The sequence below is a fragment of the Alistipes sp. AF48-12 genome (genome assembly GCF_003477565.1).
Taxonomy (GTDB): domain Bacteria; phylum Bacteroidota; class Bacteroidia; order Bacteroidales; family Rikenellaceae; genus Alistipes_A; species Alistipes_A hominis.
This window is the reverse complement of the sequence record NZ_QUDJ01000003.1, coordinates 45,251-61,000: the sequence shown is the minus strand read 5'-3', so window position 1 is coordinate 61,000 and position 15,750 is coordinate 45,251. Positions and strand designations below refer to the sequence as shown.

General features: G+C 54.5%; 16 protein-coding genes and 2 pseudogenes. 1 reads left to right on the top strand and 17 read right to left on the bottom strand.

Annotated features, from left to right (window positions below; genetic code table 11):
- Window positions 1-178 precede the first annotated feature (178 nt).
- The gene (locus DW082_RS02590; protein ID WP_220452164.1) at window positions 179-1,219 is read left to right on the top strand and encodes an endonuclease/exonuclease/phosphatase family protein; all 1,041 of its coding nucleotides are present in this window, start codon (window positions 179-181) and stop codon (window positions 1,217-1,219) included.
- Window positions 1,220-1,238: 19 nt separating this feature from the next.
- Here DW082_RS02590 and DW082_RS14655 read toward each other — a convergent pair whose 3' ends face one another.
- From DW082_RS14655 to DW082_RS02520, 17 genes and pseudogenes are all read right to left on the bottom strand, one after another.
- Window positions 1,239-1,394, bottom strand: a complete 156-nt coding sequence (locus DW082_RS14655) for a hypothetical protein (RefSeq protein WP_220452628.1) — start codon at window positions 1,392-1,394, stop codon at window positions 1,239-1,241.
- Between the two features lie 94 nt (window positions 1,395-1,488).
- Window positions 1,489-2,337, bottom strand: a complete 849-nt coding sequence (locus DW082_RS02585; protein ID WP_055206138.1) for a glycosyltransferase family 2 protein — start codon at window positions 2,335-2,337, stop codon at window positions 1,489-1,491.
- A gap of 17 nt (window positions 2,338-2,354) precedes the next feature.
- A pseudogene (locus DW082_RS02580) lies at window positions 2,355-3,505 on the bottom strand (glycosyltransferase family 4 protein).
- Window positions 3,506-4,637: pseudogene (locus tag DW082_RS02575) on the bottom strand (glycosyltransferase family 1 protein).
- The gene (locus DW082_RS02570) at window positions 4,634-6,082 is read right to left on the bottom strand and encodes a lipopolysaccharide biosynthesis protein (RefSeq protein ID WP_118457184.1); all 1,449 of its coding nucleotides are present in this window, start codon (window positions 6,080-6,082) and stop codon (window positions 4,634-4,636) included. The pseudogene DW082_RS02575 and the gene DW082_RS02570 overlap by 4 nt, the downstream one beginning before the upstream one ends.
- Window positions 6,083-6,093: 11 nt before the next feature.
- Window positions 6,094-7,014, bottom strand: coding sequence for a glycosyltransferase (locus DW082_RS02565; RefSeq protein ID WP_220452627.1), 921 nt, complete (start codon window positions 7,012-7,014; stop codon window positions 6,094-6,096).
- Window positions 7,015-7,052: 38 nt separating this feature from the next.
- Entirely contained in the window at window positions 7,053-7,664 is a 612-nt protein-coding gene (locus DW082_RS02560; protein ID WP_118457180.1) for a DapH/DapD/GlmU-related protein, read from the bottom strand.
- Between the two features lie 5 nt (window positions 7,665-7,669).
- On the bottom strand, window positions 7,670-7,867 hold the full coding sequence (locus DW082_RS14860; RefSeq protein ID WP_259335476.1) for a hypothetical protein: 198 nt from the start codon (window positions 7,865-7,867) through the stop codon (window positions 7,670-7,672).
- Window positions 7,868-7,928: 61 nt separating this feature from the next.
- Window positions 7,929-8,858 carry a glycosyltransferase gene (locus DW082_RS02555; RefSeq protein WP_259335475.1) on the bottom strand — a complete coding sequence of 310 codons (930 nt, stop codon included), beginning with the start codon at window positions 8,856-8,858 and terminating at the stop codon, window positions 7,929-7,931.
- 9 nt (window positions 8,859-8,867) lie between these two features.
- Window positions 8,868-9,764: a glycosyltransferase family 2 protein gene (locus DW082_RS02550; RefSeq protein ID WP_118457178.1), complete on the bottom strand. Its 897-nt coding sequence runs from the start codon at window positions 9,762-9,764 to the stop codon at window positions 8,868-8,870.
- Window positions 9,748-11,088, bottom strand: coding sequence for an O-antigen ligase family protein (locus DW082_RS02545; RefSeq protein ID WP_118457176.1), 1,341 nt, complete (start codon window positions 11,086-11,088; stop codon window positions 9,748-9,750). Before DW082_RS02545 ends, DW082_RS02550 begins: the two co-directional genes overlap by 17 nt.
- Window positions 11,043-11,210 (bottom strand): hypothetical protein, encoded by a 168-nt coding sequence (locus tag DW082_RS14435; RefSeq protein ID WP_182424069.1) that lies wholly within the window; start codon window positions 11,208-11,210, stop codon window positions 11,043-11,045. Before DW082_RS14435 ends, DW082_RS02545 begins: the two co-directional genes overlap by 46 nt.
- A gap of 152 nt (window positions 11,211-11,362) precedes the next feature.
- Complete coding sequence (locus tag DW082_RS02540) at window positions 11,363-11,644, bottom strand: hypothetical protein (protein WP_118457174.1); 282 nt, start codon at window positions 11,642-11,644, stop codon at window positions 11,363-11,365.
- Between the two features lie 68 nt (window positions 11,645-11,712).
- Window positions 11,713-13,395 carry an exopolysaccharide biosynthesis protein gene (locus DW082_RS02535; RefSeq protein ID WP_118457173.1) on the bottom strand — a complete coding sequence of 561 codons (1,683 nt, stop codon included), beginning with the start codon at window positions 13,393-13,395 and terminating at the stop codon, window positions 11,713-11,715.
- Between the two features lie 3 nt (window positions 13,396-13,398).
- Window positions 13,399-14,043, bottom strand: a complete 645-nt coding sequence (locus tag DW082_RS02530) for a TolC family protein (protein ID WP_118457171.1) — start codon at window positions 14,041-14,043, stop codon at window positions 13,399-13,401.
- Window positions 14,044-14,205: 162 nt separating this feature from the next.
- Window positions 14,206-15,381 (bottom strand): sugar transferase, encoded by a 1,176-nt coding sequence (locus DW082_RS02525; protein ID WP_118457169.1) that lies wholly within the window; start codon window positions 15,379-15,381, stop codon window positions 14,206-14,208.
- A complete protein-coding gene (locus DW082_RS02520) occupies window positions 15,374-15,745 on the bottom strand; it encodes a PleD family two-component system response regulator (RefSeq protein ID WP_055206159.1) in 372 nt (123 codons plus the stop codon). The genes DW082_RS02525 and DW082_RS02520 overlap by 8 nt, the downstream gene beginning before the upstream one ends.
- Between the last annotated feature and the right edge of the window lie 5 nt (window positions 15,746-15,750).

Here is a 15,750-nt window from a genome sequence, read left to right as displayed (position 1 = left end):
GCGTACGAATATCCGGCAACAGAAATACCCTATTTACCGCGTGTGCGGAAAACCGCGGCGACCGAAACGGAATAAATCCGGCTTAAATTTCGCGCTCCCCCTCCGAAAATCGCTAAAAACACTATATTTGCGATTCATTCATCGCCGCGCCATGGGGAAAAAAGCCGTCGGAACATTTATGAAACTGACCTTCAATCTGGTCATCTGCCTGGTATCGCTGATTACGATGGCCGGATATTTCGTACCGTACGCCGACCCGGCCGTTTACCCGTCGATGCCGTTTTTGGGTCTGGCGATCCCCGCCCTGCTGATCCTCTGCGCGCTGTTCATTATCTGGCTGATCTTCAAACGACAATTCATATGGCTGCTGTTCCCCATTCTGGCGATCGCAGCGAACTACCGGTATCTGAACGGTATGTTCCAGTACTCGCCCCCGGCGTCCGCCGCAGGCAAAACGATGAAAATTATGACGCTGAATGCGGGAGCCGTCCATCAAGAAGTGCGTCTGATTCTGGACGACATCCTGTTGCATGCCCGCGAGGAGGAAGTTGATATCATCTGTTTTCAGGAATTCAACGGCATCCGGGGGATGCCCGGTCTGGATTCTCTGTTCGGCGCTTACCCGTACCGGAGCGAACCGGACAGAGGCGACGGTAAACTGCTCCTGGCCGTATTCAGCAAATATCCGATCACGGACTGGCAGATAATCCCGTTCGAGAATAGCTGCAACGACGGCTTGTGGTGCGACCTTTCGATCGACGGCCGACCCGTCCGAATCGTAAACGTGCACATGCAGACGACCAGCATCACGCAGAGCCGGGCGCTCATCGAGGGCATCAAGGAGAATTACGTCATCGGAGACCTGCACGGCGTCAACCAGCTGCAAAACACCATACAAAGCAATTTCGTGAAACGAGCCGAGCAGGCCCGCCAGGTACATGCCATCGTACAATCGACCCGCTCCCCGCTGATCCTCTGCGGCGACTTCAACGACACGCCGGTATCCTATACCTACCAAACAATCCGGGGAGACCTGCTGAAAGACGGTTTCAAAAGTTGCGGAAACGGGTACGGATATACGTTCCACGGCTTTTTCGACCTGCTGCGCATCGACTTCATCCTATACTCTCAGGGAATCCATCCGGTCAGCTACTATTCGCTGCCGCAGGAATGGAGCGACCACAATCCCGTTTTCATGGGATTTACGCTCGCCGAATAGCGCCGCCGCACGGGTTCGGTCAGCGGTTCCCGATTTTCAGGTACTCATCCATCGTCAATAAGCGGTGGCGAACGAGCCGGTCGCGGATTTTTCTTCTGAACAGGTAAACGAGCGCTTTCGAAACGGATTTAAATTCCGAACCGGCACTCCGCGGAGGAAACACTTTCCGCACCATTTCCGGCGTCCGTTTGTTCAGGAAAAACGCACGTAAGGTTCACCTGATCTCATAACCTATCGAATCCACTATAATTCGGTTCCCATCCAGCCTTTCAGCGGACAAGGTTCGACTCGTCGTCCCGGTAACGATCCTTTTTCGTAAAATAACTTCCCATACCCTTGAGATACTTGACAATCCGCACCCGGAAACTGTTCAGGAACGAACCGTCGGCGCCGACCGTCCCGTAACCGGTCACCGCACGGGCTTTCCGGCTGCGTACGAAACCGATCCTGCCGTATTGCTTTAAGCCCAATGCCATCGACCCATCCTCGCCTCGGATAATATCCACCCGGTATCCCACTTTCCGGCCGTAGTCGGCATTGTAGGCGAACACCAACCCCCGGACGCTCAGTTCCGGCCGTTTGAACGACTGCATCCACAGGTGCGTATCGCGCATAAACTCGTAAATTTTCAGGCCCAGCCACGGGTGACCTTCGTCCGGCATGTAACTCCACAGCGACGAAACGGCGACGATCCCCGGTCTTTGCAACGCATCCGTCATCGCCTGCACATACCCCGGCGGATACATCGTGTCGGAATCGATGCAAATGTAATATTTCCCTTGGGCATATTGTAGTCCGCACCGGCGGGCATATCCGCAACTATGTTGCAGTTCGGTATGATACGGAATCCCGGATGCTTCGAAAACATCCGCCGTGCGGTCGGCCGAATCGTTGTTCACGCCGATGATCTCCATCGGATATTCGCACACGCTTTCCGAAAGCGACCACAGGCATGCCGGCAGGTGCTTCTCTTCGTTATAGGCGATCACCACGACCGAAACCAGCGGCTCGTCGCTCTGCAATGTCCGAAGCCGGTTGCGGATTCCGTCCATAACCTCGGCAGACACATCCGCGTACGGTTTTCCGTAAACGGACAGATATTTTTCGTACCATTTCATATTTCCGGCATGATCCTTTACGAAGTCACCTCATCGAAAAGCTGTCTCCATTGCTGCATAATGGTGTCGATATCGAACCGCCGCACATGTTCCCTCGCCCGGCTCCCCATCCGTTTGCGCAGTTCGTCCCGTTCGATCAACAGGCATATCTTTTCGGCCAGGTCCTCCACATCCCCGTTTTTCGCCAGCAGTCCGTCCTCGCCGTCACGGATAATATCCTTCGGCCCGCAGGGACAGGCGAACGCAACCGGAGGTACTCCGCAGGCCATCGCTTCGGCCACGACCATCCCGAACCCTTCGAAACGCGAAGAAAGCACAAAAACGGAACTTTCGCAAAACCTACCGACCACATCGTCGGTAACGCCTTCCAAACGGCAGGTTCGCCGTAATCCGGCCTCTTCGACCATCCGCGCATAAATCGTCGAATCCCCTCCCCCGTAAATTCGCAACGTCCAGTCCGGATGACGGACCGCCACCCGTTTCCACGCTTCGATCAAAAGGTCGAATCCCTTCTGCCACGTATAACGGCCGACGGCAATCGCCTGTTTGGCCGTACACGGAGAAACACGGTCCGGTCCCGGATAGAACGGCAACGGATTGTGGATCGTCGTGACATTATCCAACTCCGTCCACAGCGCCTCGTCTTCGCGGGTCAACACCACGAATTTTTTCAATTTTTTCAACTCCCGGATCAACTGCGCGTTCCAGTATTTTTTGACCGCATCCCGAACGAAACAGGGAAGCATCCGGTTGTTAAAGTCGCGGTAATTGGAACGGTTGAAGTGGATCTCCCCGATTTTCACGCTGCCGTCCGGAACGGTATTCAGGAAATTGATGTCCCGGCGTAACAACGAAACCGTAATATCCGGCTTCAACTCGCATAACGTCGAGGTCAGCAGTTTTTTGAACTTCCGCAGTCGCTTCCGGTAATAAACCAGCCGCCGATGCAACGGCAAACCGTACATCCGGTCAAGTTCAAATCGAAATTGATCGTTTTGACCTTCGGCGAAAGCGGATAATAGAACGGCTTGTCCTTCTCTTCGGTCAGGATCACCGTCACGTCGTAACCGAACTCGTCGGCCAGATAGTTTGCCTTGAGCGTCAGTACCCGTTCCATGCCGCTCGGAAAATGGAGCCCGGGAATCAGATATACGATTTTTTTTGCCATTTACGCCGTCTTTAACGATTCGTCGAGCACTTTGCGCATCTGATTCTCCCACGAAAGAAACCGCACGGACTCCCGGATCTCCGCGGCAGAGAAACGGCGTCCGGAACAAAAGGCCACCAATGCGCCGACGTCCAGCGGCGACTCGTCGGCCGGCGCTTTCAACACATAAGGCATCCGCTCGAAATCGCTGTCGCACTCGGAATAAACGAACGGGATTCCCCGAACCGCATACTCCCTGTTCTTCAAAGTTTTGATATATGAGATTCCGCTACGGTGCCGCCCGAGACTGCCGACGGCCATATCGGCCCGGTCGAACTCCCGATCCAGCGCTTCTCCGAACAGCGGGCCGGTAAAACGCACCCATCGTTCCAATCCGTTCTGCCGAACGGTCCGGCGCAGTTCGTCGAGCGTCTCAGCCCGGCCGCGGCCCACAATGCTCAGGTACACGTCGGCCGGGCGCTGTTTGCAAGCATAATAAGCCGCCATCCCCCGTACCAAACGGTCGAACCCGTGCCAGAAACTGATATCGGCTACTGCAATCAGATGCACTTCGCCGCGAACCGGATCGTGTTCCCGGCGGACCGGAATGCGTTCGAAACTGACCCCGTTGGATATGCGGATCGTCCGCTGTCCGAAAATCGAGCTTAGATCACTGAATGTCACCACAGCGCGTAATTGGCGGGCCAGCGCGCGCCGGTAAATACGGTCGATCGCCAGTTCCGTTTTTTCTTTCAGCCCCAGCGTCCGGTACTCCTGATCGTAGGGATAAGTCGGAATTTCCATCACCATCGCGATGCCGGCCCGGCGTACACGCCGGGCCATCCGAATCGTAAACGGATTGGCGTTATGATCGGAACGCATGTAAACGAAATCGAAACCGTCCTCTACGATGTAACGGGCGAGCGAACCGTAACGCCATCTTTTTTTTTAATTTCCCGACGATCCCGGCGCCGAGATCCTCCACGACCCGGTCGCCGCCCATGCGTTTCCAGCGTCCCCGTTCGTCCACAGCGAGCGAACCGAGCTCGACCTGATGACCGAGTATCCGCAACGCCTCGATCTGATAGCCGATCTTCTTACTGATTCCGTTGAACGCATCGAAACCGTGGAATACGAGGAACAGGATTTTCATGACGGATTACCTTTACGTTTGAGTTTGGCCAAAATATCATATTCCCCGCTAACCTGCAGGTATACAAACAAAGTTAGTAAAAAAACGGCCCCTTTCGCCAGGATGCCGACAAGTTCCGGAGAATCTTTCGTCAGGGCCGTCGTCGCTCCCAGCAACAGCACGAGTATCCCGCTTACCGCCAGCGGCGAAACGAGCTGTCGGCAGAACCCCGACAGGCGGCTTTTCGCGAACGTCACCCGGTACATCATCCAGTAACACTGCACGAAATTGATCGTAAACGTCACGCAAATGCACCATGCGACCGCCTCCAACGACCGGAAACCGAATATCCCGACCAGAATGCCGGTCACGTTGAGCGCTGCCGAAAACAATCCGCATACGAAAAGGCTCCGCGTATCGTTGGCCGCCTGGAAAATTCCGCCGGACGACGCCAGCACGATCTGCACGCCGACCGAAAGGGACAGGATCCGGAAGACCGGCACCGACGGCGTCCACTGCGATCCGAAAATAATCAGCACGACTTCCTGAGCGGCGAACCACAGAAAAACCGACAGCGGGAAACCGATGAAAGCCAGCAAACGGACAATCTTCTCATACGACGTGCGCACCCGCTGCAAATCGTGCTGGAACTCGGAAAATACCGGATGCATGACCGGACTGATCACATGCGTGATGTTTTGCAGCGGCAGCATCATCAGCCGGTACGATTTCTCGTAATAACCCAGCGCAGTCATCCCCATATACTTACCGATCAACAGTTTGTCCAGGTTCCGGCTGAAATAGTTGATCGCGTTGAACAGGAACTGGTAAGCCGAAAAACTGAATATCTTCCGGATCGCATCCAGCCCGAAGGTCGGCCGCAGCCGCTGCGGGTAGGCCCGGTACGAAAGGACGAACAGCAGGACGCTCGACAGAATCGGATTGACGATCAGCGCGTACAAACCGGCTCCGCACAGCGCCGCTACGATCGAAACCGCTCCGCCTCCAACCTGAACGACCAGATTCCGCACAGCCAGGAAACGGAAACGTTTCGCCTTGTGCAGCAGAGCGTTCGGCACGATATTGACCGAAGCGAACAGCAGGTTGACCGACAGCCACTGACACAGGCTTTTCAGGATACTTTTTTCATAATACGCGGCAATCGGCCACGATGCGGCGAAAAACAGTACGGCCAACAACACGCCCGTCCACACCGTGAACGAGTAAATCTTCGACAGATCTCCGTCGGTCAGGGTCTTGTTCTGTATCACGGCGGCCCCGACTCCCAGATCGCTGAATATGCCGAAAAAACTGATAATTACGGTCGCCACCGCTACGACACCGAAATCCTCCGGCGGAATCAGGCGCGCCAGTACGCCGGCGATCACCAGTGAGACGATCAGGCCCGAATACCGGGCGACCGCCGTATAGAATACCCCCGAAAACAAATCTTTCTTTAGCGACATGCCCCGTTCCTTCAGCGTTTGAACAAAAATACGAATAAGGTTCTCACTTTCACGTAACCGAAATAGAGAAACCCGGCCCGGACGACCCGCCATTTGTCACGCAGCGGCAGCGCATGGGCTTTCCAGATCACCGGATCGACGATATAGGAGAACCACAGCCCGACCAACCGCTTGTCGCCCGGATGCGAGCGTTTCCAAAAGCGCATCTCACGGAACGCCGTGAAATACCCCTCCATATTGCGCCGGGAAATCCGGTTCGTCATAATCGAACCCTCGCGGACCCGGCGCTTGAAAAAAGCGCGCTCGATACAGCCGACTCGCGCGGCATACAGATACAGCATCGGCGTATAAAGTTCGTCCTCGTGCAGCATGTCCGGGTAAAAACGGAGTCCGGATTCCCGCAGCAGACCGAGACGAACGAAACTCAAACAGGCCGAAGGCAGGTAACGCCCTTCGCGCAGCAACAGAGCCAGCAGCTCCCGGCCATCGTAGACACGATCCCGCATCCCCTGCGTTCGTTCGTACCGGATCCCCGGAATATCCGTCCCTTCGTCGGAAAACGCCTCTGCGTCGAAAATCACGAAATCGAGACGCTGTTCCGTACATTTCCGATAACATGTCTCCAAAGCGTCTTTCTCCAACAGGTCGTCGCTGTCCATAAAATAAACGAACTCGCCGGAGGCCCGTGCGATCCCGGCATTCCGCGCCAGGGACAATCCCCGGTTCGGTTGCGAAACGAGAACGATCCGGCCGTCCTCGTCCGCGGCCCGGCGGACGATCTCCGCACTGCAATCCGTCGAACCGTCGTCGATCACGATGATCTCGATTTCGCAACAAGTTTGATTCCGGATGCTCTGCAACGTAGCCTCCAGATACTTTTCCGTATTATAAACCGGAATCACGACGCTCACTTTCGGCTTACCTTTCTCCATTTCGTTTTCCATTCCGAACGGATCCACAGGCCCTTCGGTCAATTTTTTTTCCACAAACCGGCCTCCCGGTCGTAATACTTTACGATCCGCGCCGGGTTTCCGGCCGCCACACAACACTCCGGGACGTTTTTCGTCACAACGGCGCCGGCTGCAACGACGCTGTGAGAACCGATACTGACTCCGGCCAAAATCACGGCGTTGGCTCCGATCCATACGTCGTCGGCGATCACGACTTCCGACGTCGAAACGCCCTGCGCCGCAATCGGAGCGCAAATATTTTCGAAATTATGATTCAGCCCCGACACGGTAATTCCTTGGGCCAGATTGACGTCGTCGCCGATACGCACCGGCCCGATGATCGTATTGCCCAGTCCGATGCGGCTCCGGTCGCCGATACGCACCGCGCCGACCGCATTGTTGACCGTACTGAAATCCTCGATCACCGAACGCGCGCCGAGCGAAAACGGATTGAACGGAACGATATCCAACCGCGCGTTGCGGCAGACGACCGAGCCTTTCCCGCGTTCGGTATAAAACCGCCGGAACAGGCGCAACCATCCCCGCGGCCGAGTTTTGACCGGATGCACCATCGCATTCAGCAGGCGGCGCTTAAGCTCCGGATTCTGCTTTATTTTCTCTTTCAAACTCATAATAATCAGTTTACGACAGATTCGTCACCGTGTTCGGTATGAATAAAACGCTTGTTTACGCCCCGCAACCGGAAGAGGTTCAGCACCATCCCGGCGGCCAAGCCAGGCACCTTCCGCAGCGCCCCGCTCAGTTGCCTGTCCGCATGGGAATCCGGGATCGCCATCGCCACCGCCAACCCGAGCAGCCACAGCAGGATCCCCATTTAATCCCCCAAACGGGATCGGCCGCCGTAAACAGTACCCCGAAAAAGAGAATGCCGGCAATCAGCACCGCCCGCGGCAGCAGCATCCACTGGAACAACTTGTCGGCGTAATCGAAATTACCGCCGGCAATCGCCCCGGGCAGGTCGCGAAGGCCTTTCGCCAACGCGCCGAACTGCGCCGCCAGCCAACGCCTGCGCTGGTTGCCGAACGCCTCTCCGCGCTGGGTTTTCTCGTCGTAGACGGAACGTCCGGCAGGTAATGAATATATATTCCCTGCTTCAACAACAGGGCTTCCAGCTCCTTGTCCTCGCCGGCCGTACACGTTTTGCGGATATTATCGCGAAACCATCCGTAATCGAAAGCCATCCCCGAACCGATCAGCGCCGACGAAAGCCCGCTGCGGATATGCCCGGCCCGGAATACCGCATTGTTGATCTCCTCGCTGACGGCGTCGAGAACGGCCGTCGGCGTATTGCGGTTTTTGGCCTGACGATGCGCTTGGACGGCCCGCGTACCCGTCTCGAACGTTTCGTTCAGCCGTCGCAGGAAATCGGGCTGCACCGTATTGTCGGCATCCATCACTACCGCGACGTCGTACCGTTTCCGATCCAGCTTATCGACGGCGAACATAAGCGCCCGGGCCTTCGAACTGTTTTCGAAATCTACCCTGAGCAGCGTTACCGGCAATCCGGACAATCGTTCGTTCGTCCGATCCTGCATCCGATCCGAGATCACGACCACTTCGTAAGAATCGGCCGGATAATCCTGCCGCAAAAAAGACTCCACAGTCTCTACGATCACACGGTCTTCCTTGTAGGCCGGAAAAAACACGGCGAAACGCCGCTTGCTGCGGACTGGCCGCCGCACGGCGCTCCACGGTCGCAGCATCCCGCCCTTCCAGGCGAAAAACAACAGATACGCGACCTGCACTGCAAACACGATCCACAACAGGATATCGGCCCAACCGGCTATTTCGTACAAAACCGCCATGACATAAAATTATAAGATTTTCCAAAAATCCCGCCACCCCCTCAGCACCGCCGAGACGTTCCGCCGGTCGCCTTTCAACGTCGCCGCAAGGCACGCTTTCGGAACCGCCACCGCCGTCTGATAGAGGATCGAAAGCCACCTGTACGCTCCCTTCAGGTTTCGCCGCGCGAATAGCAGCCGGTTGCGGGTCAGGTAATAAGTCCGCAGCGGACTGTTCTGTCCGGCGGAGCGGCTTTCGCGATGAAATACGGTGGCTTTCGGCTCGTACCACAACAGGTATCCGGCCTGCGCGATCCGAACGCACCAGTCCAGCTCTTCATAGTAGAGGAAATACGCCTCCGGCATCGGTCCGACCCGTTCTACCGTCTCCCGGCGGAACATCATGGCGGCGCCGTGACAATACGGAGTGACATGCGAAGCCTGATATTGTCCCCGATCGGGTTCTCCAAAACCGATCAGCGAATTTCGCAACGTAATGCGGCTGAGCGGAGTATACCCGGCGAACTGAATATCGCGCGGAGAATCGGCAAAACGGATCTTCGGGGAGACGCATCCGATCCGGGAATCGTTTTCCAACACGGCGATCAACTCCCGCAGCGAACCGTCCTCGACGAAGGCGTCGTTGTTCAGCAACAGCAGATAATCGCCCCTCGCCGCTCCGATCCCGAGGTTATTTCCTCCGGCGAATCCGAGATTCCGCTCGCTACGAATCAACACCAGCCGCTCCTCGTCCGGAAAATGCCGGCGGATAGCTTCCGCTTCGTCCGTACGCGAAGCGTTGTCGACGACGATCGCCTCGAACGGAATATCCGCCAGATATTTTCTCAGGGAGTCGATCAGCGCTACCGTATCCCCGTATCCGTTATAATTGACGGTAATGACCGACAGCTCAGGCTTCGTCCCCATGCGACAGTTCCTTTTGTTTCCTTGCGGCCAATTCCCGGTCGTACCAGCAACCGGCGAATACGAACGCTTCGCAGATATAGACCATCGGTCCGTTCGGAAAATTCATGATCTCGTTGGCATAACACCCCGCCATCATTCCCCCGGCCCCGGCCAGCAGGGCTCCCAGCAACCCCTTCAACTGCGGATCCCGTATCCGGAACATGATCCGCCACGCCCCGACCCCGAGAATCAAAGCATGCAGAACCAAGTACAGCACAGCGCCTACGGCTCCGGTTTCGACCCATACCATCACATACCACGAGTCGGTCGCAATCCACGACGTAACGGCCGTGTCGTCGAAACGGCTCGCCTTGCCTCCGCCCAACCCGAGCCCGACCCCGAAAGGCTTATCGGCCATAACCCTCCTCAGCCTTTCCTGATTTTCGAGCCGCACCTGGAAAGAAGCGTCTTCGGTCGGATTGAATGCGGAACGTATCCGATAAATCATGACATTGCCGTCCCCGATATGCGTAAATTTAAAGAAGCCGAACAGGATGGCCAACGTCACGACACCGGCCAACAAGATCCGTTTGTTCTTCGTGGTCAGAATATACAGCGCGTAACCTACGAACGGCACGATCACCGCGCTGCGGGTACCCGACAGTCCGAAACCGTAAGCGGCGGCGACAGCGACAGCCAGATAGTAAAACCGCAGCCACCCCCGGACGTAAACCGAGGCGATCGAAAATACGACCATCGAAAACACCATTCCCGAACCGAAATTCGCCGCATCGGTGAAAAAGGAAAAATAACGGGTTCCCGACCAGATGATGTGCGTACTGGCTCCGCCTTCCTGATACAAAAAAATCTTCTCGGCGGTATCGAATCCGACCGTTTTCTGCCACAGCGCCTTGCATACGGCCGTCAGAGTAAGCAACGAAAAGACGAACAGGAAAATCTTCAGGTCGCGGTACCTGCGGAAAATAATCGGCACCGCGAATACCAGCAGCAAAGGGATAAAAGCGTACAGGTTGATCGCAATCATCCAAGCGTCGAAATGAGCGCTCGGCAGGAAAGCGAGCACCGTACAGTACACGAACCAAATCGTCCAGTAAAGGGTAAGCTGATTGAATCCCCTGCGCCACTCCACCTTTCCGAGCCATTGGCTGACGAACAATACCACCAGCAACAATACGGAGAATTCCATCATCAGCATACCGCCTTTCAGGTCGACGTAACGGGTCAGACCGAGGATGTAATAATTGACGGCGATATAAAGCCACAGCGTGGCATACGGTCTCAGTGCGAAAGCGAAACCCAGCAGCGCGAAAATCGGCAACAGCATGAATGCAACGCCTGTACCGTTCCCGCACGCACCAGCAATTCGTTTACGACCAGTACGCCAAGCAGCAGGACGACGATCACGAAAAAGCGAGGACGCTCTTTTATCGCACCGGACGATTTCATTGCGGCATTTTCTGTTTAAACTCCCGATTCGTTCTTTTTCGTATCCCGAGCGGTAAGCCCGAGCTGGGAAAGCCGGTAAAGCCAGCGACGGAAACGGGAATAAGGCGGCAACAGCCCCGTGAAATCTTCCGTAACGTCCCAGGCCGTCTGATTCAACACCAGGAACAACGGAGTTCCCCGCTCTGCTCGCCCACTTTCTCGAAGACTTCCTGATCGATGGTTGTCCACGTCCTGTCCGAACGGGCGATCATCAGGTTCAGGTTCGCACTTTCCAACAACGGGGACGGCACGCTCTCCTCGGTCAGCGGCTGGTGAACGACCAGCACGATCATCGCGTCGCCCGCCTGACAGTAATCCGTCAAATTGTTCGCCAACAAGTAAGATTCGCTCCGGCAATTGAATTCTTCGCGGTAGGACAGCAGGCCTACCTTCAAACCCGACTTTTGCCAATAGTCGCGCAGGTATTGCGCTACGAAATGCTTGCCGTCGCCTTCTTCGGTACTCAGTATATTGATAACAACCGGTTTTTCCCGTCCGAAATAGGGTACGAGGCTTTAGCCAAGCAATGCATGGCAATCTCTTTGGCCTGCTGATTGAACGGACGGTAACGCCGTGAATTCCGCGGCATGACGCCGAGCACCTTACGGCCGGTAATACGCTCCGCCCGGATGCGGTCGCGCAGCGTGCGGTCGACCAACTCCAGAAACAGAAAATAAGCCACTACGAAAATCGCCGTGCAAACAAAGGCCAGCAGCACCATCATCTTCCGCTTGTGCGGCAGCGGAGATATCGGATAAGACGGTTCATCGGTCACTTTCAGCGTATTGGTCGTCATCTGCAACTGCCTCAACCGCAGGATGGCCGAATTCAAACCTTCCAACAACGAAAGGTAAGTCCTTTCGGTAAAGTCGATTTCACGCTCCTTCGATTTGATCGTGGAACCGATCGGAGCGTAATACGTATATTTTTCGTTCAACTCCCGCCGCCATTTTTCCATCACCTCCTTCTGCGCTTTCGCCTTGGATAATTCCAACGTCTGCGCCAGCCAATCCTGAACGAACCGATCGCTCACGATGCCTTCTTTCGAATACTTGTTTTCATTGATGGTTTTGGTCAATTCGGAGACGCTCCGCTCTTCGGCTTTCAGGGCTTTTTTCAGTGTAGCGAGTTTCTCCAGATTAGCCTCGTTTTTCTGCCCGAAAGCATCTATATTGGTAATCTGCGTCTGCAACTCGGAGATGAGCTTCAACTTCTCCATAAACGCCGAATTACTACGCATATTATTGATATTCATATCAATCCGACCTTCCAACTGCGAAACGGCCGCATCCGCCTTCGCATAGTTCATCAGCACGTCCTGATACTGGATCTCGAACTCTTTGTTGATCGAAGCGACCTCTTTGGTTTCGTCGGTATAATTGATTACCCGTTTTTCGACATTGTAACTGGTCAGCTCGTCTTCGGCGGCTTTCAACTTCGTACCGGCTTCGGCCAGCTCCCTGCGGAAATAAGCGATCGCATCGTTCGTTTCGCCGAAACGCAACGCCTGGTACTGATCGAAAAACTCCTTGACCAGGATCAGTACCGTATTGTAAGTGATCCCCGGATCGCTGTTCTGATACGAAAGTTTCAGCATGTCGCTGGAAGCGATCCGGTCGACGCGGATCTGTTCCAAATCCTTATATCCGAAATATCGGCTGGCTTCCCACATGAACAGGCCGTACAAATGATCTCGGTTGTCGGGTTTCATGTTGTCGAAGAAATTCTCCACCGTCTTGTCTTCGTCGCCTTTTACGATCAAATCCAACACATATTTGGGCGTACGGTCCATCAACCAGCGGTAAGTGTCCGCATTGATGTACGTATTGTTTTTCATCGAATCGCCGTTCATCAGGCAGCGGGCGTACAACCGCATCGATACCCGGCGCAACGTGGCCTCGCTCTTGAGGATATCCATCATATTAACGATCGTGCTGTTTTTCGTATTCCAGTCGGCCTCGCGGACTGACGCCTGCTCGATATCGTACCCCGACACGACGCCCGTATAAACGGTCGTACGCACCTCGTAGTAACGGGCGATATCGCGGGTCTTCCAGATCATATAGCAAGCCGCCAGCACGGGCAGCAGGATCAGCCAGAAACGAATCCGGTAAAAGAACCGGAGAATATACAGCACGTATTTCATAATTTATTTTTTCGAAATGATTTCGGTATTCGACAGAATCTCCAGTTGCAACAGCAAACCGTACAGTTCTGAACGCACATTCTCGTATTCGGTGATGGCCTTAATCTGACGTTCCTTTTCGACATTGATTTCCGACGCTCCGATTTTACTGTTGATAAAATCGTTCTGGCTGATGGCATACTGAGCATCGGCAAATACCCTTTTCTCGGTCGTCGCCTTCAGAATAGGCATGTAACTGAGCACTTTCGAGTAGATCGTTGCGATGGTTACCCGCCGCTCCTCGATCGCGCTCTGCCGTTCGTATTCGACCTTTTCCACCTGTTTGCGCTGACGTTTCACGCTTCCCCGCAAATCGAACAACTTTTCCAGCGGAATCGAAACCGATGCGCCCAGGTTGTAATTGGACTGCGACTGCCGGGAATAGTTTTGCGGAATCGGCATACCGCTCTCATCGTAAAGATGACTGCTCATCGTCCCGTTGCCGTAATAATAATTGGCATTGACGTTCAGAAAAGAGAGGAAATTCCGTTTCTCGCGTTTCAACTGCAACTCCTCGAATTCTTTCTGTTTTTCCAGCGCCAGCACGCCGGGGTTCTGCTCCGCATTGGCATAGAGCTGCTCCAGCGACGGCAGAACGACCTTGCCCAACTCATAGCCCGAGGCCCGAAACCGGCCAGGTCGTCGATCGTATCCGTGGCGGCGGCGCTCGCCGGAACCGCTCCATCCAAACTATCAGGTTGCTGGGCCGTAACCGCCCCGCAACACAAAATCGCGGTCAGCGCGATCAAACCCGAAACTCTTTTCGACATACTATACATTTTCTTTTTGTACGAACGCTGATATCGTTTTTAAGATTATCCGGAAATCCATCCCGAACGAAAAATCCCGGGCATATTCGATGTCCAGTTTCTTCCGCTCTTCGGCGGACATACCGCCCGAATCGCCCCGCTTCTCTACCTGCCATAACCCGGTCAGCCCGGCCGGAGCCATAAAACGGTCGATATATTCGTCGCTGGTCAGCCGTTCGGCTTCGTACAACGGCAGCGGACGGTTCCCCACAACGGACATATCTCCTTTCAGGATATTGATCAATTGCGGAAGTTCGTCGATGCTGTATTTGCGAATGAACCGCCCGACCCGCGTAATCCGCGGATCGTTTTCCAGTTTCACGAATGCATTTTCCTGTTCATAGCTTTTCTGGTCGATGTATTCCTTTTCTAAAATCACCTCGTCATCGGAAACCAACACCACGTCGTCGTCGCCGACCAAAAAATCTCCGGAAATATTCAATTTTCCGCCGTCCTCATCGGTCGTCTTCTCGAATTTATACTGGTTCAACTGCTCGTAATGCTTCAATTGCTTTTCAGCCCCCGCATACATCGACCGGAATTTCAGGAAATCGAATACCCGGTAGTTGCTTCCCACCCTCTTGGAACGATAAACCGCCGCGCCTTTGCTTTCCAGTCGGATTGCCAGCATCGTCAGCAGCAGCAACGGCGACAGCGACAGCAAAGCGACCGACGAGAAACAGATGTCGAAAAGCCTTTTCCATAAAGGCAGGCGAAAATGGCAGATCGCTTCCTGCGACGCTTTCTCCCTTTTTCCGAGAATCATCTCCCGGGTCTGCTGTATAAACGAAAGCCGGCTTACGAACTGTTCTTTCGGAATATGCCGGAGCATGGTATCGTTCACGCCCGCTTTCAGGTATCCGCTCCTCTCGTCCGGCGTCAGTTCATTTCCTATCAGAATCAGGTAAACATTCCCGCGGGTTTTCCGAAAAGCCCTGATCGCGGACAAATCCCTGTCTATCGTCGTTTTTTCCCAAAGAACGACGATTTCGCTTTTCGAATCGCCTGATCCGACCTGTTGCAGGGAATTACTGCCGTCGGCCGCTTCACGAAACGAATACCCGTCGGCAATATCGCGAAAATACTCTTTCAATACGGAATCCGGTCCGACAAAAAGCAGATCGAACTCTTTACTCATTTTCGATGATCTTCCGGATTCTGATTTTCAACTCCATGGGATTAAACGGTTTGACGATATAATCGGAAGCGCCCACTTCCAGCAGGCGTATCCGTTCGGAGGTGCTTTCCTCGCTCGACAGAATAATCACAGGGAAAGATTTGAACAGCTCGTTGTTCTTGACATATTCCAGAAACTCATCGCCGCGCATAACCGGCATCCGAATGTCCGAAATTATCAGATCGGGCTTATTCCCCTCCTGTAGCCACTGAATCCCCTTCAATGCATTGTCGAAATAAACGACATCGTATTCGCCGGATAAATAAACCGCCACCACTTTCGCTATGGACTCCTTATCGTCCAAAAGCAAAATCGTTTTCTTCATAACTT